Consider the following 21,526-nt stretch of genomic DNA (forward strand, 5'->3'; position numbering starts at 1 on the left):
TTGTGGTAGTCTCAATCCAGTATGACTAATGACGCTTTTTGCCTTTATAATATAAAAAGTGTCATTGCTCTAGTTATCGACCTTCTTATAGAATAAAAATACTTCTTCAGCAATACTTTATAAATAACACACTATTATTCTGCTATAGATAATAAAAAGGTATCAGTACCAAGGTTTTGAATAAATCAATTACTATAAGAAACGATGATGATTTCACTATATGTTTTTGTGTCGATATAGGGCCATGCTCTCATGCAACAGTTTAAGTCCTTACAGCGATTATTGGTCTTCTATGCATCGACCTTGCTGGTCATGCTATTGCTGTACTATGTCACGTTTTTTGATGGGTTGAGACACCATAGCGAACAACACAGTATAGATACTTTTCATGCATTACAGTACAGTATTACTGAGCATGCCGCGCCTATCGATGTAGAAATAGAAAAAATCCTAAAACAGCCTGCTTTTGACCATATCAGTTATCAGCTTATTTTGATGATGCCATCTGGGCAAACCTATATCCATCGTAAGACTCGACCTAATGAATCAGCTTTTACGACAGTAACGTTTCCAACAGTCAATGCCGCCACTTTTTCTAAGGACAATCAAAGTGCTTATACAGTCAGTAGTAGTGCTTTAACAGGAACGATAAAGCTCGAAAGTGGTCATCAGGTTTATATTGTGTTGCGCTATGAGCCTTTGACTGTCGAATGGACCTCGTACCGTTATTGGCTACCATTAACGGTGGCTCTGATACTATTTTTTATTGCTTTATTTTACATGCTCCACCGTCGAACCAACTGGGAGCAGCTAATAGCTTACACTGATAATTTGAGTGTTCATGCAAAAGAGTCTTATACGCCGCCGCCCTTTTTACAAGAAAAGTCCACCACTGAGTTTTTGCTGCTAGGTCATGCACTGAGCCGTGTCAGTTATCAGCTACACAACGACTATCGACGTATCAAAACATTAAATCATCGTTTGGAGCGCTTGGTTGATCAGGCACCACTGCCAATGCTGATGAGCTTACGTCATGGTCAGATTAGTTTCTATAATCAACGCTTTGAAACAATATTTACACCTTCTACCAAAAACGGACACCGGCATATAATCACTGATTTCGTCATGGGCAAAGACGAGGCTACTCAGCACATACTTCAAACGCTAGCTGGTTTACAAGTCTCGCGTACATTGACCGTCTATGGAATACAAAACAAACAAAACTACCAGTTGCATGCCACTCCATGGTTCGGTGAGCATGGACAAGTTCATGGTTTTACGGTAATGCTTAATGATATCAATGAGCTGGTTAATCAGAACGAGCAGTTGCAACAGCAAAATAAACAGCTACAGCAAAAGGTTGATGAGTTCAATAAACTTAGGTTTGTCATCGGTCATAAGTTGCGCATACCGCTAGAAGCTATGATCGATATCCTTGAGCCAATCGATCCGAACACATTGAATGCAAGACAAAACAAAACATTAGATACTTTGATTACCACCAGTCAGAACATGCTCACCGCACTCAACGAGACGCTACATATAGGAAATATCGAGGTTAGAAAAACCCGCCTTAATATTGAGCCCGTCGATATTTATAAGCTTGGTCAGGAAGTTAATGAGCTAATCATAAATGATACGAGGCAAAGAGGGCTTGAGCTGATTTACTTTTTTGCCCCAGACTGTCCACGCTCTATTGGTACTGATGACGTGCGTCTCCGGCAGATTTTGCTGAATCTACTGCATAATGCCGTAAAATTCACCCCCTCCGGACATGTCGCACTTATTATAGAACAAACTGACTACGAGCAAATGTCAGAGGCTAACAAAGAGACCTTACAGTCTATCAATAAAAACCTTACCGCAGATGCAGTGAGTTGCTGGGTGCGCTTTAGTGTGCAGGACACTGGTATCGGTATCACATCTGCCAAACAGCATCAGCTCTTGTCGTACTTAAATAAACCCCATAGCCAAGATATCAACCCAGTAGCGCAAAATGCTATCGATGCAGGGTTGGGACTAAAAAACGTCAATAGCTTTGCGCGATTGCTAGGTGGGTTTATAGAGCTAACCAGTACCGTTAATGAAGGTAGCGTGTTCAACCTGTATCTGCCTTGTCGATGCCCAAACTATCAGCCAGTATATCATCCTAGTCAGCACCTAAATCATATTTGCCTAATCGCGGTCGTCCACCAGCCGCTTGTCGCGCAACATTTACAGCGGCTTTGTGAGCACTTAGCGATATCTAGCACTATTTATACTGCTGTAGATCTAGCGACTATAGAGCAATTAACAGAACGCCTAAGTCAAGATCAGCAAAGCTTGGCACCCATACTTCTACTAGATTATGAGTACTATGATACCAGCGCGATCTTAGTTGGTAATAAGCCCGATACTGACAGCTCAGCGAAATATCAAAACTCATTATCACAAGAGCAGGCTGACCTCACAAAACCCCATTTAACGCACAGCAATCACATAGTCACTAGCGTCGATAGACGGCAGGTATTAAATAGCCTACTCGCTAATACATCCTTACCTAAAATACTATTTAGTATGAAATCTGAGCGCCGTATACCCTCTATGTTACTCGATCAATGTGATGGCTTTTTGGCCAAACCTTTAGATAGTGCGCTATTACTGTCTGAAATCCTGCGCTTGACAATGCCAGCTAGAAAAAAGCTAACACAAACACAAGATATTAAAGAGAACATTAGCGAGACAACTGCTCAAGAAGAAAGTTCACAGCCATTATCACCCCTTGTTTTAGTGGTGGAAGATAGTCCAACCAATCAAAAAATAGCGTGTAAAATGCTAAGCAAACTTGGCTATCTCAGTGTCGTTGCAGAAGATGGTCAGCAAGCGCTTGATATATTAGCCAGCCAGCGTGAGGAGATCTCCCTGATTTTGATGGACTGCCGGATGCCAATCATGGACGGTCTACAAGCTACTCAGGCAATACGCGCACAAGGCGACGATATACCTATTGTCGCGCTAACGGCGAATAATACAGAAGAGGATCGCAAGGCGTGCATGCGAGTGGGAATGGATGAGTTTTTATCCAAGCCTATCCGTAAAAAGGATCTAGAAACCGTTCTACAAAGCTTTATACCCTAAACGTCAATAAAAGAATAAAAAAAATCACCCTGTCGATATTACTTTGATTTCATAATACTGACAGGGTGAAATATATAGACAAGGCAGGTACAGCCTCAAACGTTATTTCATAAAGCCATTATCTGCTAAAAAAGCTTCTGTAATTTGGCTTTGAGGATTTGCCGTATTCATACCACCAGATTGTGATTTATTTAGCAAACGCTCCAAATAGCGTGCAACGATATCCACCTCGATATTGACTTTGTTACCCACCAACCAATGCTTAGCGATATTGGTCACTTGAGCGGTATGCGGGATAATATTTAAAGAAACGATATTGTCACGTACCAGATTGGTAGTCAAACTAATCCCATCTACCGTGATAGAACCTTTGGTCGCTGTATAATGCGCCAACTCTTGTGGTATCTCAATCTCAATATAAATAGAACGTGCGTCTTGCTGTAGTTTACTGACGACGCCTACCCCATCCACGTGACCGGCAACAATATGGCCACCAAAACGAGTCGTTGGTAGCATCGCTTTTTCTAAATTGACCGTATGACCTGCTTTTAATGCTTCTAGCGCTGTTCGAGCAATAGTTTCACGTGAAACATCAACAGAGTAATGGTTATTACCGAGCTCTACAACAGTCAAACAGATACCGTTCGATGCAATAGAATCACCGAGCTTTACGTCGCTAAAATCTAGGTCGTTAGACTCTATTGTTAAGCGTATATCACCGCCCGTTGGTTGCATCGATTTTACGGTTCCAACGCTTTCTATAATTCCAGTAAACATATCATCCTCATCTCGTTATTATAATGCTGCTATAAACACATCACTTTATTTATCAAATACTTAACCAAATTTCTTAGTACTGTCTTTCTGAGTACACTTCGCAGTGAAACACACGGGAAATGCAGGCGGTCATAGGATAGATTGTGGATAAGTAAGTATAAGTCAATAGAATATTCTTAAAGTCTTTATTAATTATAGAGTTATCCACAATGATGCTAAATTTAGTTTAGCGCTCGCAACGCAAGATTTAAAAAACATAAGTTATTGATTAATATATAATTTGTCATAAAAACTCAAAAATAATCAGCTTTTCATGTTTCATGTGGAACAAAGTTATACACAGTTTCATGTGGAACATTTAAAATAGTAACGTACTTATCCACATATAGTTCACATTATAAGCATTTTGCGGATAACAAAATCACAAATAAGAAACCTACAAAGGCAATAGCGTTAATTTAAGGTCAGAACCAAGTTTCTCATAATTATAAATATCGAAGCGCAACTGTTGAGCCAGTGAGATAGGGTTGAAATTGACCATTGGTCGCGCTTGATCACCAAGTAGACAAGGCGCCTGATAAACAATCAATTCATCGACGAGCTGCTGACTCAAAAAACTTCCCGCAACGCTAGCACCCGCCTCTACCAAGACATCATAACACTGATGGTCTCTGACTAATGTTGCTAGTAAATCAGTGAGATCATCTGTGCGCCAATAAATCGTATCTGTACGGCGGCACAATTGATAATCAGACTGAGCACTGCGCTCTAAACGCTGACGTCTATCAAGCACTATAATCTGAGGTGATGGTATTTTTTCGGGTAATACGCCTAGTTGATTTGAACGCACGTTGAGCTGCGGATCATCAGCTATCACTGTCTCACTACCGGTTATGATTGCCCCACTTCGTGCGCGTATCTTTTGCACATCTTCGCGGGCTGCGTTTGATGTAATCCATTTTGACTCACCAGATGCCATCGCTGTGCGACCGTCTAGGCTAGTCGCTATTTTTAATCTGACATATGGCATCTGAGTCCGCATGGCTTTTAAAAACCCGCGATTTAATGCTTCTGCCTGCTCCGTCAGTATGCCAACCGTCACCTCAATACCAGCTTGTTTAAGTAGCTTTACCCCGCGACCTGCCACTTGTGGATTGGGGTCTAGACCGGCAATCACAACACGCTTTACATTAGCTTTAATAAGTGCCAACGCACACGGCGGTGTACGCCCTATATGGCTGCATGGCTCTAGAGTCACATAAGTCGTTGCGCCCACTGCTCGATCGCCTGCTTCTTTTAATGCAAATACCTCTGCATGTGGCTCACCAGCTTTCGGATGGAACCCTTGACCGACCACTTCTTCAGCTTGGACGATGACACAACCTACTACTGGATTTGGCCTAGTAGTATATAAACCGAGCTTAGCTTGTTCGATAGCAAGCATCATAAAGTAGCGATCTTGCGCATCTTGAGAGTGATTTATAGTTGGCATAACAGTAGGCTTATGAATGATTGGTAATAATTACGGAGAATTTTATTTAATAATTTAAGCGTTTTGAACTCAAAATCAGTTCAATGGTTAGATGCGTTTATTGATTTATAAGCTTATTTTTCATTTGGACGGATATTGGCAATTTCCTGATGAAAAGCATCAATGTCTTGAAAGTCGCGATAGACGCTAGCAAAGCGCACATAGGCAACATCATCTAAAGTTTTTAGCTCACTCATGATGATTTCGCCCAAGACTTTACTACTGATTTCACGCTCACCCATCTGTCTGACGCGTTTTTCAACTCGGCTGATCATTGCTTCTTGCTCATCGATAGTGATGGGGCGCTTTTGCAGCGGCAACAAGATAGACCGACGCAGCTTCTCATTGTCGTAAGGTTCAATCTTGTTGCTGGATTTGATAATCCTTGGCATCACCACTTCTACCATCTCAAACGTTGTAAAACGCTCTTGGCAACTATTGCATGAACGGCGGCGACGCACTTGCGCACCTTCTGCAGCAAGACGTGAGTCAATCACTTTTGTCTCTGATGCATTACAATACGGGCAGTGCATAGCAATTCCTTATTTTACGACTAAGAATAAAAGCAAAACTTATGAGATAGACAAATGTATTGAGTAATAGATAGAGTTATTCAACCGTTATTTACCAATACAAAAACTACCAAATATCTTGCCAAGCAAATCATCAGCATTAAATTCACCTGTAATCTCACCCAAACTCTGCTGGGCCTGACGCAAGCTTTCAGCAACCAACTCACCTGCTTGGAATACCGTTAACTGCTCATGCGCCTCTGTTAAATAGTTGGCTGTCCGTCTGAGAGCATCTATATGACGAGTACGAGCGATTAAGCTATTTTCTGGTGGATGAAAACCTACCTTAGCGCATAGTGCTTCGACTAAATTATCGATACCAGCGCCTGTTTCACATGAAACATTAACTTGTTCGTAGCCTCTATCTTTGATTTCGGCTTGCATCGTAGAGGCAGATTTTTCGCTACTATCATCGCTCAGTAGATCACTTTTATTGGCAATGATGAGTAATCGTTTGGCATCTGGCAGCTCGCCGAATAACTGCTCAGCCAATTGCAACGGTGTGCTTTCTTCTTCAACATCGCGAGTCACATCGTAAACCATCAGCAGCATATCAGCTTGAGTAATGGCGGTACGGGCACGTTCAATGCCGATACGCTCTACGGTATCCTCTGTATCACGTAGGCCTGCCGTATCGGTAAGGTGAAGTGTCAAACCATTGAGCACGACCGTCTCTTGTAATGTATCACGCGTGGTGCCAGCGACATCGGTAACGATAGCACGTTCTTGCCCTGCTAGACGATTTAGCAGGCTTGATTTACCAGCATTTGGCCTACCTGCTAGGACAACATGGATACCATCACGTAAGAGCTGACCTTGCTTTGCTGTGGCTAAGACTTGCTGTATCTTATCTTGCGTTTGCTCAAGTTTGCTCTGTATCACGCCGTCAGATAAAAAATCGACATCTTCTTCATCAGGGAAATCAATGGCAGCTTCAACGTGCAAGCGCAAATGAATCAACTGTTCTAATAGCTGGTTTATTTTTTGGGAGAACTCACCACTTAGTGAACGAATCGCACTACTCGCGGCCGCCGCACTGGTCGCATCAATCGCATCAGCGATCGCCTCTGCCTGCACCAAATCCAACTTATCGTTATCAAAAGCGCGATAAGAAAACTCTCCGGCACTCGCTTGTTTGGCGCCTAGTTCAAATACACGTGCAAGCAACTGGTTCTGCAAAATAACGCCGCCATGCCCTTGCAGCTCAATCACATCTTCACCCGTGAATGAGTGCGGACTTTTAAAGAACAGTACGAGCCCTTCATCAATAACGGTGCCATCCGCCTGATAAAAGCGGCAGAAGCTAGCCATACGCGGCGTAAAAGCAGATTTACCCGTCAGCGCGCAGGTCATGGCATAAGCACGGCTACCTGACAGACGTATAACTCCCACACCCCCTCGCCCGAGTGGCGTTGCAATCGCAGCAATCGTGGCGAGTCCCGATGTATTAGATTTTTCAGAAGAATTAGGTGTGGCTAATGCCATCTCTAAGGAATCCACAATAACTCTCAATAACTAAAAATCCCATTATAGACGTCTGTGCTCATAGTGACAAAGTAAACTTTGAAACGCGTCCTAATCGTTGATATTTTCTCTTTGATGTTGATAAGCTGTGGATAACATTTTAACACTTATAAAAAAACCACCGCTTGCGCGATGGTTTTTGTTTTTATCCTTCTGATAGAGCGTCAATTAGTCAACTATTTTTACCGTGCGACGTTTCTGCTCTTCTTCGACTTTCTTATTTACAATATATTGCTGAGTCATACTGAACAAGTTGTTCACTGTCCAATACAATACCAAACCTGCTGGGAAGAACAGCATGAATGCGGTAAAGATAATTGGCAGGAACTTCATCACTTTTGCTTGCATTGGATCTGCTGGCTGCGGATTCAACTGCTGCTGTATGAACATTGATGCACCCATCAATAGCGGCAAAATAAACCACGGATCCATTGCAGAAAGGTCGCGAATCCACAAAATCCAAGGCGCATGACGCAGCTCGACACTCTCTACGAGCACCCAATACAAAGCTAAGAAAATTGGCATCTGCATCAAGATAGGTAGACAACCCGCCATCGGATTGACTTTCTCTTCCTTGTAGATGGCCATCATTTCTTGCGACATTTTCATACGATCGTCGCCATGCTCTTCTTTTAGCGTTTTTAGTCTCGGTGCAATAGCGCGCATTTTTGCCATTGAATAGTAGCTCTTATTAGAGAACCACATCAAAGCAATTTTGACTAGAATGGTGAGGATAATGATTGACCAACCCCAGTTACCCACAACTTTATGCACACCTTCCAAGATAGCAAACAAGACTTTCGATATTGGCCACAGTAAACCGTAATCAACCGTCTTATTCAGACCAACTGCAACATCTTTTAGCTCAGACTGTACTTTTGGACCTGCATATAGTGTGGCATCCAACGTCACTTGCTTATTCGGTGCGACATTTACTGGCTGACTGTTAAAGCCAATAAAGTAGTCGTTACCAGTCTCGCGGGTAAAGAATTTACCCGTGAAGTTTTCAGGCGTCCATGCAGAGACAAAATAATGCTGTACGATGCCAACCCAGCCTTTATCACTGGTCGTCGTCAACTCGCCATCGCTGAAGTCTTTAAACTTCAGTTTATTATATGGATCATCTGGCGTACCCCATGCACCACCTAGATAAGTCGCCATGCTCAGCGCGCCTTTATCAGACATACCAGGATCTTTACTATCGTCGCGTTTTAGCTGCGCAAACATCTGACCTTGCCACGCATTGGTAGAGGCGTTTTGAATTTTGTAGCTAATATCGATCGGATATTTGTTTTCAGTAAAGGTGAATGTCTTGGTAATTGTCACGCCATCTTTTTTGTAAGTAAGCGGTACTGACAATGTCTGTTGCCCTGCTTCCATTACATAATTGTTGGCGGTGTGGCTATAAATCGCACGGCCTTCTGCCGTATCAATACCATTTTGACCAATCAAGCCAGACTGAGCCACGTATACACGGTTGCTGTTGTTTTCTAGCAATACGAAAGGCTTATCGCTATCGAGCGTTGCGTCATACTGCTTGAGCGCAGCATAGACAATATCACCGCCTTCTGGGTTGATTTTGATTTCATAGCGATCGGTTGTTACCGTGATTAATCCTGTATCCTTTGCAGGGGTCGCTGTCACAGCTGCGTTATCCACAGGTAGGGTCTGAACCGGAATATCACCTGCGGCACCAGTGGTAGAAGGAATGTCAGCACCTACTGAACTTGTAGTTTCTGGCACTGCTTCTACAGCTGGTGCATCGGCATAATCATCTCGCCATGCCAAAATCAGCAGATAAGCGGTAATTAGCATCGCAATGATGATCATCACCCGAAATATCTTTTGCATAAACCTTTCCTAGATTAAAAATTAGGGAATGAAAAATTAGGGCACGTGTCATGACTGTACTGCTTAGGGCACGTGTCATGACTGTACTGCATAGTTATCTTCATGATCGATAACTGCGTTGAGAGTCATTTACATAAAATGTGCATCATTTTACTAAAAATCTGCTTCAAATGATACCAAGAGTGTGGATAACTTGTGGGTAAGTCATTGAAGATGATATCTAAAGCCCGAAGTTATGACTTTTATGTTGTCTTCATTAAGTAGTTAAGACGTGGCACATACCCCTGACGATCTCGGTAAACGCCCAGTCCTTGAGCGGTACTATTAGATATATCAGTAAAGGACAAGTATTGATACCGATAAGAAGATAAAGGGAGCGGGACAAAATCAATGCCGTGTCCACCAAGCGGATGACATTTACTAAGACGTTTTAACAGCAACCAACTACCTACACGAGTGCCATGCCACGCCAAAGCTTGTTTACCATAGTTTGAACAGGTGGGATAGTAACGGCAGCGAGCAGGTATGATAGGGCTAATTACTTTTTGATAAAACTTTATTATATTTAATATAAAACTAAAAATTTTTTTATTTATTAAAACTAATAATTTTTTCATTTTATTTTTTTTCTATTTTTTTAAAAATATTATTTATTTCATTTTTCAATTCTTTATTATCAATATCCTTTATCGATTTTTTTACTATAAAAACAATATCTTTATTTTCTAATTTAAAAGCTTTTGTACGGAACTGCTCACGGATATGTCGTTTAATCAAATTTCGAACGACAGCAGTAGGTACTTTACGCTTAGTAATCGCCATACCGATACGTGGCTTGTCACAGGCACTGGGTCTCACAAACGCCATCAAGTGACTCTGATGTATCTTACGCTCAGGTGCGTCAAACACTTCACGAAACGCTGCTGGTGTCAGTAGGCGCTGCTCTTTAGTAAAATTGGCTGTAGGTGTAGCTAAAAGAGATTTGGGCATGGTATGACCTAATATGATAGGGAATGGCGATATTAAAGATAATAGCAAAATATAGAAACAAAAAAAGCGCCGATGCGGGCGCTTTTAATATATGGCTAAGTGTCAGTTGTGATGATTGACTATTGCAATCTATAAACAATAGGAGCACAACAAGCAATATTAGCCATGCTTATCGCTATCTACTGATTATACAGTTAGACGATGACGTCCTTTAGCACGGCGACGAGCTAAGACCTGACGGCCTTTTTTAGTTGCCATACGAGCACGGAAACCGTGAGTACGTTTACGCTTGATCACGCTTGGTTGGAATGTACGTTTCATAACTCACCTATCAAAATAATGGACTAAATTCGTAATAACGGAGGATTATACCATCCAGTATAGTTTTGGTCAATAAACTAATTTAGCCTGTTTTCAGAGATTTAGTTTCTGCTATCAGATTGCTAGATATTATTTGTTCAATACTTCCGTTTTGTTTAACCAGTGTTTTTAGTTGACAGTAAATAATTTTTGAAGTTATCCACAGTTTTGCATGAAATCTATAATAATAATTGATTAATATATATAGTATTGTTGTTATTGGGACCTTACTTATCTGTGGCTAACTCCACTTTATCCTTATTTATCAAAACACTAGGCTATGGGTAAGGTTGTGGATAACCTGTGGGCTAAATATGGATAACTTATCTTGTTGAGTTATCCACAAAACTATCCACAGTCTTATCCCCAAAAAACAAGGTTTTATCCACAGGGTATTTATGTTAGATTAGCCCCTACTTCGTGTGTGGCTTCTCATAACTTTCCAGTGTGACTTTTAATACAGTTAATCACTGTTGATACCAAGTATTTCTGTAGAAGGTCAGGCTATTAAAGTTAATTATTATGGCAAATTATAGGGTTAGTATTTTTCATGATAGACACAGCAAATATTTGGGATAAATGTCTGAACGATTTGCGCTATAACGTTAAAGACAACGTTTTCACCATGTGGCTGAGGCCTCTGTCAGCTTATCAAGAAGCACAAACTCTGATCATTCTTGCGCCTAATGATTATTTTGTCACGTATATCAAAAAGAACCATCTTCAAGATATTCAGCAATTGGTTGCTAAGCACAGTCAAGGTAGCATTGAGGAGGTTGTTGTCCGTGTTGATAATGCTGGACGTGAGGTAGACGATAGTCAGCAGTCAAAATCAGGCTCATTATTTTTGGAGGATAAGCCCTCCCCTACTCCATCTGAGCATAAATTTGAATCTATCCATCATAATAATTCAAAAGCAGATATCGACGCTAATATGCGTCAGGGAGAACTAAACGACTCGGCTGATGCTAAATCACTGAGCTATCTCAACCCTGACTTTACTTTTGAGACATTTGTCACTGGTAAGTCGAACAATCTGGCCTACAAAGCTTGTTACGAGCTTGGTAAAAAACAATCAAAAAATCGACACAATCCTTTATTTATATATGGACCTTCTGGATTAGGAAAAACGCATTTAATGCATTCTGTAGCACATCGATATCTAAAAAATAATCAAAGTTTTTATTATTTTACTTCTGAAAAATTTATAAACCAATTAGTTTATTCATTAAGAAATAATAAAATAGAAGATTTTAAAAAGAAAATAAAAAAAGTAGATTTATTGATTGTGGATGATATCCATGTACTAGCCGGAAAGACCAAAAGCAGTAATGAGTTTTTGACGTTATTTGCAGACTTTACCAGTGGTGACAAACAACTGATTTTGGCTTCTGATCGTCATCCATCGCAAATGACAGAGTTTGATGAACGCTTTAGATCGCGTTTCTCTTGGGGATTGACGGTTGCGGTTGATCCTCCTGAGATTGATACTCGCGTGCAAATTTTGCAGAAAAAAGCCGCTTCTTATAGCATGGTGCTGCCTAAAGAGTGTGCATTGTTTATCGCTCAAAACGTGGTATCCAATGTCAGACGTTTGGAGGGTGCTCTCAATCAAGTTTTTGCAAATGCTAATTTGACAGGTGCACAGATTACTCTTGAGATGGTGCAATACGCGCTCAAAGACATCGTCGCTATGCGTGTACAAGCCGTAAATATGGATAATATCCGAAAAATAGTCGCTGAATACTATGATGTAACGGTGAAAGACATTATGGGGCGTAAACGTACGCGTAGCATCGCCAGACCTCGCCAAATAGCGATGGCCTTATCGCGTGAGTTAACAGGTGATAGTTTTCCTGAAATTGGTCAATCATTTGGTGGACGTGACCATACTACAGTGATGCACGCTTGCGATAAAGTAAATGAATTACGAGCAGCAGATCCAGCGTTTGACAAGGATTATAAGACGCTAGCGTTGATGTTACAGGCAGGTTAGTAGAGTAAGTCTTCACTGTATTTTAGGGAGAAAATATCGTTTATAATATTGAAAATATAAGCAGATAGATGCTCTGTAGATTATAGTCGGTAGACAAGGTATTATTAGACGATTACGTCAAATTTTTATAAAAAATCATTCAAATAAGAGTAACTAAGCATGCAATTATCGATCAATCGAGAATCGTTACTAAAAGCTATCAACTTGATCGCCAAAGCCGCTGATAAACGCCATAATATGGTGATATTGGGTAATATTAAGCTGCAGTTATCAGAGTCCGAGCTTATCTTGACAGCCTCAGATTTAGAAGTGGAGCTGACATCGACCTTGAAATTGCCTGCTGGTGCTTGTGTTGAAGCAGGAACAACGACGCTACCTGCAACAAAACTAAAAGATATTTGTAAGTCTTTACCTGCACAAGCCCAAGTTAACCTAGCGACTCAAGCGAATGAGCGTTGTTTGCTTACCAGTGGCAAGAGCCGTTTCACGCTAGGCACCTTACCAAGTGAAGACTATCCAAGCTTGGGCAACCCTGAAAATATCACGCCGTTGAACATCAGCCGTAGTCGATTGACAGATTTGATTCACAAAACTCAGTTTGCGATGGCAATTCAAGATGTACGTTATTATTTGACGGGTATGCTGTTTGATGTTTCACAGCAGCAGCTGACGACCGTTGCGACTGACGGACATAGATTGGCCTTGGCACGTAGCGTTATAGATGTGAGTGCTGATCTGAGTATGCAGGCTATCTTGCCACGTAAGGCCGTGATCGAGCTTGAGCGTTTGGCGACTGAGCTTGGCAAAATGCTAGGGGATAAGGACAATGCAGTTACGCTGAGTTTTGGGCGTGAGTTTTTGCAAGTGAGCTTACCATTTGGCGATGTAGATAGTGCAGGGCAAGTCAGCCAAAACCTAATGGTGACGTTTACTGCCCGTTTGATTGATGGCAAATTCCCTGATTATCGCCGCGTCATGCCAAGCAATACAGATAAGCTCGCGTTATTTAGTCAAGAAAAAATGACTGACGTATTACGCCGGGTTGCGATTTTGAGTAATGAGAAGTCGCGCGGTGTGGTCTTTAATTTTGCCAGTGATGGTATGGTAGAAGTACGTGCCAACAATGCTGAACAAGATGAAGCCGTGGAGATGATACAAGCTAAATATCAGGGCGAGCCAATGGAGTTATCGTTCAATGCTGCGTATCTACAAGACGTGCTTGGAGTGATACAAGGTGATTTGCAGATGCATATGAGCCAATCGAATGCTTCAGTGTTGGTCAATCAGCTTAATGATGAGTTCCATCAATACGTCATCATGCCGATGCGTATATAGTCTGATTTTTTGCACATCATACAGCATTGAACCGCGCTAGCATCTTTTAAGTATTTACGCGGACAGCTTAAATTTAAATAAACTTTTGCTTGTTAAATAGGCTAAAAATCATGAGCGGCTATCGATAATATGATTGAACGTCTAAAAGTATTAAATCTGCGCAACCTCACACAAGTTAATTTGCAGTCGACCGTTTGCAACGTTGTCATCGGTGCAAATGGTAGCGGCAAGACCTCATTACTTGAAGCGATATTCTTATTATCGAGAGGCAAGAGCTTTCGCCATCACCAGCCAAAACGTTATATACAGCACCATCAGAATAATACAACCGTATATGCTAGGCTCAATGATAGTCGTACGCTAGCCATTCAAAAACAAGCAGATGCGACAACCATTCTGCGTCTTAATCAAGCTACTGTCTACAACCAAAGTATATTGACTGAGCAGCTACCCACGCTATTGATAGATCCCTCAACGATGGATATGTTAGAGCAGGGTAGTGCCAGTCGGCGCCAGCTGTTGGATTGGTTAGTGTTTCACATGAAACAAGGTTTTCATCCACAATGGGTCGCTTATCAACGCCTTCTAAAACAGCGCAATAGTTTACTAAAAAAGACTCGTCAATTGACCCAAGTCCAGTTAGCTGAGCTAAAGTCTTGGGATAAAGGACTAAGTAATCATGCGGCATTGATACATCATTATCGTGAGCAAGTATTTACTGAATGGCAGCCTTATTTTGCCAAAAGTGTTCTGCAATTGTTGCCGTCTTATGCTGAGCAATTGAGCCTAAGTTATAACGCTGGCTATGACACTAATGTCGCGCTTGATGTACAGCTTAATGAGCGATTAGAGCAGGATTTACAGTTAGGATATACCCGTATAGGCAATCATCGGGCTGATATTCACGTACATTGGCGCTCTGATAATACTGTACGGTCTGATGATGTTATAGATAGTCAGGCGACAAATACAAATACAGCGTCCTCAAACCATGAGGTAAATGCTAAATTACCAACTCTAAAAGAGCAGGCAGCAAATGTATTGTCCCGCGGTGAAAAGAAGCTGCTTATTACTGCGCTACGCTTATCACAACTACCATTACTGCTCAATGATAATAAATATAGCGCTTCGTTCGATAATAACTCAACATCGAGAGCGACCCCTGTCGTGCTACTAGATGACATCACCGCAGAGCTAGACGATAGGGCGATAGGTATTCTTTTATCAACATTAGCGCAGCTGCCTTGTCAGGTGTTCATGACCAGCTTGACGGATGATATCGTACCTCTGGTTAATGAGTTGTGGTCAAAACCTAGATTGTTTCACGTGAAACAAGGCCAGATATTGTCTGTTGATTAATTCCTGTTGATTAATTCTTAGTCGCTTATCATCCCTTTAAGCCTTTTCCTGCCTACTTATAACGCCTTTTATGCGTCCTTTACTGAGTATCACAGTCACGACTATTACTTATACTAGCTATTAGGTAGAGACACCGACTCATAAGTCGTAAAACTCCCAGTAAACAGTGACTTACAGACAAAAAAATGCTAAAATAACCCTTTATTTTTGTCCTGTTCTCAGCAATTTATTCGATAGCATCATATAACAGACTTCTATTTTTTATTTCTTTATAAGTAATTGATAATTAAATATTTTATTTATTTCAATAGTTTTAACAATGGCTAGAAAAACAAAGACTATTACTAATAAGTAATTTGCCAATTTTATCTCTATGCAGCCTTTTTGAGGTTAGCAGTGGTTAGTGGTTTAGCCGCTCATATGTACTCTAAGTGATGAATAATAGAAGTTGGTTTTAAGATGCCATCATGAGGTGCATTTTTATAAGTGCGCTGATAAAAACGGCTGATTATGGCTAGATTAAGGAATGTACATGAGTGATTCATTACCTATTGACCACGAGCAATTGATAGACGACAGTGCTACTGAAGCCGCTGTGTCTACTGTAGTTTCAGAAGTATTACCTTCTGATTATAGTTCTAAGGATATCCGTGTACTACGTGGGCTAGAGGCTGTACGCGTACGCCCTGGTATGTATATTGGTGACACTGACGATGGCACAGGCTTGCATCACATGGTCTTTGAGGTCGTGGATAACTCTATCGATGAGGCGCTGGCCGGTCACTGTGATCAGATTGATATCATCATTCACGAAGACGAGTCTGTCAGTGTGATGGATAATGGCCGCGGTGTACCAGTCGATATTCATCCAGAAGAAGGCGTATCAGCAGCTCAGGTCATCATGACAGTCCTGCATGCAGGCGGTAAGTTCGATGATAATAGCTATAAAGTCTCAGGCGGTCTGCATGGTGTTGGGGTATCGGTCGTCAATGCGTTGTCTAAAAAGCTTGAGATGAATATCTGGCGTGAAGGCTATCATTACCATCAGACCTATACTGATGGCGTACCTGACGCTGATATTCAGCAGATGGAAGCGACCGATCAAACCGGTACGCAAATCCGCTTTTATCCAAGTAGCGACGTATTCACCGGCACAGTCTTTGAATATGATATTTTGGCAAAACGCCTACGTGAGCTGTCATTTTTGAACTCTGGTGTGCGTATCGTTCTTACCGATGAGCGTATTGATAAGCGTCATGAGTTTGAGCACAAAGGCGGCTTACTAGAGTTTGTCAGCTATATCAATGCAGGCAAAGACGGTATCAATGAAGTATTCCATTTTACCAGTCAGCAAGACGATGGTATCAGTGTCGAAGTTGCGCTCCAGTGGACCGATACGTATAACGAAAAAGTGCTGTGCTTTACCAATAATATTCCGCAAAAAGATGGCGGTACGCATCTATCGGGTTTCCGCTCAGCACTTACACGCGGCTTAAACAGCTATATGGATCGTGAGAATTTATTCAAAAAAGAAAAGGTCGCGGCGACTGGTGATGATGCTCGTGAAGGTCTAACGGCTATTGTCTCGGTGAAAGTGCCTGATCCAAAATTCTCAAGCCAGACCAAAGACAAGCTGGTCTCAAGTGAAGTGAAATCTGCTGTCGAATCAGCGATGCATGATAAGTTCAATGACTACCTGCTAGAAAACCCAAGCGCCGGTAAAGCCATTGCTAATAAAATCATGGAAGCTGCTCGTGCGCGTGATGCGGCCCGTAAAGCGCGAGAGATGACCCGCCGCAAGACGACTCTGGATATTGCAGGTCTGCCGGGTAAGTTGGCTGACTGCCAAGAAAAAGATCCTGTATTATCTGAGCTATATATTGTGGAGGGTGACTCTGCAGGTGGCTCAGCAAAGCAAGGCCGTAGCCGTAAGACTCAAGCGATTTTGCCACTAAAAGGTAAGATTTTGAACGTTGAGCGTGCGCGCTTTGACAAAATGCTGTCATCTGCTGAAGTGGGTAACCTGATTACCGCACTCGGCTGTGGTATTGGCCCTGATGAGTATAATCCAGATAAAGTACGCTACCATAAAATCATCATCATGACCGATGCCGATGTGGATGGCTCACACATTCGTACCCTGCTGCTGACTTTCTTCTTCCGTCAAACGCCTGAGCTGATCGAGCGTGGCTATGTATATATCGCCCAGCCACCGCTATATAAAGTCAAAAAAGGTCGTCAAGAGCTGTATCTCAAAGATGATGAGGCGCTAAAAGCGTATCTATTGTCGTCAACGATTGACAACACCAAGCTACACATCAGTGCTGATACGCCCGCTATTACTGGGCAAGCGCTTGAATCATTGCTTAATGATTATAACCAAACTCAGCTAATCAAAGCGCGTTTGCAGATTCGCTTCCCAGCGGTCATCTTGGATGCGTTGACGCACACGCCAAAGCTATCCGTTGATATGACTTATGATGAGTCTGCGATGCAAGACTGGCAAAAAGCCATGCAGGCTCAGCTTGACGTCTTTGGTAGTGAGTTAAATCCTGAGATTGAGTTGGTCAATATTCATGCACCGCAGTCACAAGATATGGATGCGGCTGCTGCCGATCTATTGGGTATGACACCTGCAATTGGCACTGAGGCCGCAAGCACGGCAGAAGGCGAAGCATCAGACAATGAGGCTATATCTACTAAGGCGCAATGGCTACCACGCGTCACGGTATATGTGCATCAACTGGCGCACCATTATCTGTTAGATGCTAGCTTCATCAACTCAGGTGAGTATGGCAAATTGTTACGTCTATCAAGCGAGTGGAATACCCTGCTTGAGGAAGACGCCTTTATCCGCCGTGAAGCAAGTGCGGGCACGACTAAAGATATCCCAGTACGTGACTTCGATTATCTCTGGCAGCAAATGATGCTCGACGCGCGTCGTGGTCTGGCTATCCAGCGCTACAAAGGTCTAGGTGAGATGAACGCCGACCAGCTATGGGATACCACGATGGATCCAGAAAACCGTCGTATGCTACGTGTCACTATCGAAGATGCGATTGCCGCTGATCATATGTTTACCTGCTTGATGGGTGATCATGTCGAGCCGCGTCGTGTCTTCATCGAAGAAAATGCGTTAACCGTCTCAAATCTAGATATCTAATTTTGAAACTAATCAGTAACAATGTATAAAAATACCGCTTCGTCTATCGAAGCGGTATTTTTGTTTCACATGAAACCTTTTTTATAAAGTTAATCATACCTGCTATTCGAGTTAAGAGAAAATACCATGATTGAAGTAGTGCTGCTCGCGATTGCACTCGCGATGGATGCGTTTGCCGTATCGATAGGACTGGGCGCAAAATCACAGAAACAAAGCCAGCAATATGTACGTCATCTCGCTATTTATGCCGCATTATATTTCGGTATCGCGCAGGGTGTGATGCCGCTCATTGGGTATTTATTGGGTGCAGCGCTGTTGGGATGGTTGGCGGCGGCCGCGCCTTGGATCGGCGGTATCATCTTAATTGCGCTGGGTGGCAAGATGCTGTACGAAGTGCTCAGTGGTGAGGATGACGAAGACGATATTGACGTGGGTAGTAGTGTCATTAATCATCGCACCATGTTTACCCTTGCTATTGCCACTAGTATCGATGCCATGGCAGCTGGATTTACGCTAAATTTATTGGCCTTGAACGCGTGGTTAGCTTGCTTGATTATCGCGGTCGTAACGGCTGTGTTTGGCTGGCTCGGGGTCTATTTGGGACGTCGCTCAGGCACATGGTTAGAGGATAAAGCCGAAGTATTGGGCGGTGTGGTACTGATTGCGATTGGTATCAAAGTCATGTTCTTTGTCTAATCTATTTAGAGTTTCACTTAGCCTTTATGCAAAAAGCACCGCCTTGAATATCAAAGTGGTGCTTTTTTTTGTTTCACGTGAAACTTAGGCGTATTATGTATTCAACGACTACTCTTCGTCGGTATCAAAGCGCCACGCGAGTATACGAGTGCTCTTTTGACCTTGGCTCATCTCAATGATACGCATCTGCGCGACATCCAGCTGCTTTAATAGTAGTTGTAAAGGTTTCACATTTTCAGATTTTGATACTAACGTCGTGAACCAGCCAACATGCTCTGCAAAGCTTTGGCTTTCTTTTGCCATCTTGGTCAAAAACGCAATCTCGCCACCTTCACTCCACAATTCTTTATGCTGACCACCGAAGTTTAGGTTTTGCGCCGCGTTACCTGACTTGGTTGAATGACGGCTGATTTGCTCGCTTTCATTTTTGCCACGATGACGTTGCAGGTTATGCTGCTTACGGCTGTTGGCTTCCATCGCTTCTTCTAATGACGCATGAAACGGCGGGTTACACACCACGACGTCAAAGTAATCTTGACGACCAATGATGTTTTTAAAGATAAACTTAGGCTCAGGCTGTAGCTTTACTTTGACCGCGCTTTTTAGCTTGGGATTGGCGTCACAAATGAGGGCGGCAGTATTGACCGAAATCGGATCAATATCGCTTGCGGTAAATCGCCAGCCGTAGCTTTGGCTACCGACAATCGGATAGATCGCACTGGCACCAGTACCGATATCAAGGGCGTGAATGTCTTTACCCGTTGGCGGTGTGTTGTCGGCATTCACGTGCGTGGTTTGCGCGAGTAAATCCGCAATATAGTGAATATAATCGGCACGCCCAGGAATTGGCGGACACAGATAGCCGTCAGGAATATCCCAAAACTTAACGCCGTAATAGTTTGCCAGTAATGCTTTGTTCAGCACACGAACCGACTGATGATCCGAGAAATTAATCGTGGGCTCGCCTTTGGGATTGGTGATGGTATGCTCAGCAAGCTCAGGCAATGCGCGAGTCAATACGGCAAAGTCGTAACGACCTTGATGTGGATTGCGCGGATGCAATTGACCGAGTTTTTTGGCGGTCGCAGGCGATCGGTTTCTGTGTTTACTATTGGCAGGATTACGGGTCATGGGCTTACTTGTCATAATGTCAGGCTACGATATATGGATATAAGTCAGCAGTGTAGCAGATTTCACCGCTCGCAAATGAGTTATCGATGGCCTATCGATGACGCAAGATCAGGTTGAGCCCCAATACGATCATCGCAGACCCCAACATACGGTCGATCCAATGCTCAAAACGCTGAAATCGTCGATGAATCGCAGGGATAGAGAGTAGCATCACCACGGTGCTAAACCAGGCCATCTGCAAGACCATCATCCAGACGCCATAAATCGCCAATTGCCAAAGTGGGATGTCTGGCGATAGGACAAGGGTAAAAATCGCCACAAAATAGACAGGCGCTTTTGGGTTGAAGACATTGCAGAAAAACCCGCGACGCAATGTGGTAAAAGTATCGTTAGGCGTTGTAAATTTGGTATGAGTAGAGGCGTCTTGCTTTGCTTGTAAATGATCAATAGGTGCGTTCTCTTGCGTTACTGACGCTGTTAGTTCTACTGGCTTTTTAGGTTTGGCCTGAATGCCTTGCCACCCTAGATAGATCAAATAGCCGCCGCCCAGCCATTTGATCGCGGTCAATAGCGGCTGCGAGTGGGCAATCACCGTTGCCAATCCTAGCACTGAATAGATAATGTGTACCGATAATCCTAAGGTAATACCCAAACTACAAATCAAACCAGTACGCCGACCTTTGGCTAATGTCTGCTGCGAGACCAACACAAAATCAGGCCCTGGTGAGGCGGCTGCCAGCAAGTGAACGCTCGTGATTAGCAAAAACCCATGCCAAAACTCCATAAAACCCTCTGTACCCTATCCAGTCTGAATCATAGTTGCACTTATCACAAATGAGGTCAACTTTTATCTATTATCGCGCCATTCGAGTCATTGCTATCGCTTGTGTTATGGTTATATGCTGTCTATATTAAATGAAGTATTAAAAATAGTCCTATCGACAAATCGCTATAAAGCTATAAATAAGCGATCAAGATTCGACGATATAACTAGGGCGTGTTGAACATTCGCAAATAGGCACTGCTGATCGCTAAAATTGTTCCAGACAAGGCACAAAGCGACGATAATGCAGATGCCTTAGCGAGATTTGTAACGCAGTATGGGGCAATTTTAGCATCAGCCC

Annotated in this window: 16 protein-coding genes; 6 read left to right on the forward strand and 10 right to left on the reverse strand. The window is 42.6% G+C overall.

All coding sequences use genetic code 11. The features are described 5' to 3' along the window. The first annotated feature begins 252 nt into the window (after nt 1–252). On the forward strand, nt 253–3,117 hold the full coding sequence (locus tag BTW00_RS09915; protein ID WP_075107276.1) for a response regulator: 2,865 nt from the start codon (nt 253–255) through the stop codon (nt 3,115–3,117). Nucleotides 3,118–3,219: 102 nt separating this feature from the next. Here BTW00_RS09915 and BTW00_RS09920 read toward each other — a convergent pair whose 3' ends face one another. From BTW00_RS09920 to rpmH, 8 genes are all read right to left on the reverse strand, one after another. Next, on the reverse strand, nt 3,220–3,894 hold the full coding sequence (locus BTW00_RS09920; protein ID WP_058025226.1) for a riboflavin synthase: 675 nt from the start codon (nt 3,892–3,894) through the stop codon (nt 3,220–3,222). A 436-nt stretch (nt 3,895–4,330) separates the two neighbouring features. After that, complete coding sequence (gene ribD, locus BTW00_RS09925; RefSeq protein WP_075107277.1) at nt 4,331–5,386, reverse strand: bifunctional diaminohydroxyphosphoribosylaminopyrimidine deaminase/5-amino-6-(5-phosphoribosylamino)uracil reductase RibD; 1,056 nt, start codon at nt 5,384–5,386, stop codon at nt 4,331–4,333. Between the two features lie 113 nt (nt 5,387–5,499). Further along, the gene (nrdR, locus tag BTW00_RS09930; protein WP_075107278.1) at nt 5,500–5,958 is read right to left on the reverse strand and encodes a transcriptional regulator NrdR; all 459 of its coding nucleotides are present in this window, start codon (nt 5,956–5,958) and stop codon (nt 5,500–5,502) included. 87 nt (nt 5,959–6,045) lie between these two features. Further along, nucleotides 6,046–7,482, reverse strand: coding sequence for a tRNA uridine-5-carboxymethylaminomethyl(34) synthesis GTPase MnmE (gene mnmE / locus BTW00_RS09935; protein WP_075107279.1), 1,437 nt, complete (start codon nt 7,480–7,482; stop codon nt 6,046–6,048). 207 nt (nt 7,483–7,689) lie between these two features. After that, a complete protein-coding gene (gene yidC, locus BTW00_RS09940; protein WP_075107280.1) occupies nt 7,690–9,372 on the reverse strand; it encodes a membrane protein insertase YidC in 1,683 nt (560 codons plus the stop codon). Between the two features lie 242 nt (nt 9,373–9,614). Next, complete coding sequence (gene yidD, locus BTW00_RS09945; protein WP_075107281.1) at nt 9,615–9,989, reverse strand: membrane protein insertion efficiency factor YidD; 375 nt, start codon at nt 9,987–9,989, stop codon at nt 9,615–9,617. A gap of 1 nt (nt 9,990) precedes the next feature. Next, nucleotides 9,991–10,362, reverse strand: coding sequence for a ribonuclease P protein component (gene rnpA, locus BTW00_RS09950; protein WP_075107282.1), 372 nt, complete (start codon nt 10,360–10,362; stop codon nt 9,991–9,993). Nucleotides 10,363–10,548: 186 nt separating this feature from the next. Further along, a complete protein-coding gene (rpmH, locus tag BTW00_RS09955) occupies nt 10,549–10,683 on the reverse strand; it encodes a 50S ribosomal protein L34 (RefSeq protein WP_007394757.1) in 135 nt (44 codons plus the stop codon). Nucleotides 10,684–11,272: 589 nt separating this feature from the next. Between rpmH and dnaA the strand changes: the two genes are divergently transcribed. The 5 genes from dnaA (at nt 11,273) to BTW00_RS09980 (ending at nt 19,271) form a co-directional block, all read left to right on the forward strand. Continuing rightward, the gene (gene dnaA / locus BTW00_RS09960; RefSeq protein WP_075107283.1) at nt 11,273–12,718 is read left to right on the forward strand and encodes a chromosomal replication initiator protein DnaA; all 1,446 of its coding nucleotides are present in this window, start codon (nt 11,273–11,275) and stop codon (nt 12,716–12,718) included. 159 nt (nt 12,719–12,877) lie between these two features. Further along, on the forward strand, nt 12,878–14,053 hold the full coding sequence (gene dnaN / locus BTW00_RS09965) for a DNA polymerase III subunit beta (RefSeq protein ID WP_075107284.1): 1,176 nt from the start codon (nt 12,878–12,880) through the stop codon (nt 14,051–14,053). Between the two features lie 129 nt (nt 14,054–14,182). After that, complete coding sequence (locus BTW00_RS09970; protein ID WP_075107285.1) at nt 14,183–15,412, forward strand: DNA replication/repair protein RecF; 1,230 nt, start codon at nt 14,183–14,185, stop codon at nt 15,410–15,412. A gap of 532 nt (nt 15,413–15,944) precedes the next feature. Then, a complete protein-coding gene (gene gyrB / locus BTW00_RS09975; protein ID WP_075107286.1) occupies nt 15,945–18,575 on the forward strand; it encodes a DNA topoisomerase (ATP-hydrolyzing) subunit B in 2,631 nt (876 codons plus the stop codon). 126 nt (nt 18,576–18,701) lie between these two features. Then, nucleotides 18,702–19,271 carry a manganese efflux pump MntP family protein gene (locus BTW00_RS09980; RefSeq protein WP_075107287.1) on the forward strand — a complete coding sequence of 190 codons (570 nt, stop codon included), beginning with the start codon at nt 18,702–18,704 and terminating at the stop codon, nt 19,269–19,271. A 108-nt stretch (nt 19,272–19,379) separates the two neighbouring features. Here the strand turns inward: BTW00_RS09980 and rlmF are convergent, their stop codons facing one another. Together rlmF and BTW00_RS09990 are read right to left on the reverse strand one after the other, a co-directional pair. Beyond that, nucleotides 19,380–20,417, reverse strand: coding sequence for a 23S rRNA (adenine(1618)-N(6))-methyltransferase RlmF (gene rlmF, locus BTW00_RS09985; protein ID WP_075107288.1), 1,038 nt, complete (start codon nt 20,415–20,417; stop codon nt 19,380–19,382). A gap of 76 nt (nt 20,418–20,493) precedes the next feature. After that, nucleotides 20,494–21,186: a LysE family translocator gene (locus BTW00_RS09990; protein ID WP_075107289.1), complete on the reverse strand. Its 693-nt coding sequence runs from the start codon at nt 21,184–21,186 to the stop codon at nt 20,494–20,496. Nucleotides 21,187–21,526 lie beyond the last annotated feature (340 nt).

It is taken from the genome of Psychrobacter sp. C 20.9, from assembly GCF_001921765.1.
Taxonomy (GTDB): domain Bacteria; phylum Pseudomonadota; class Gammaproteobacteria; order Pseudomonadales; family Moraxellaceae; genus Psychrobacter; species Psychrobacter piscatorii_B.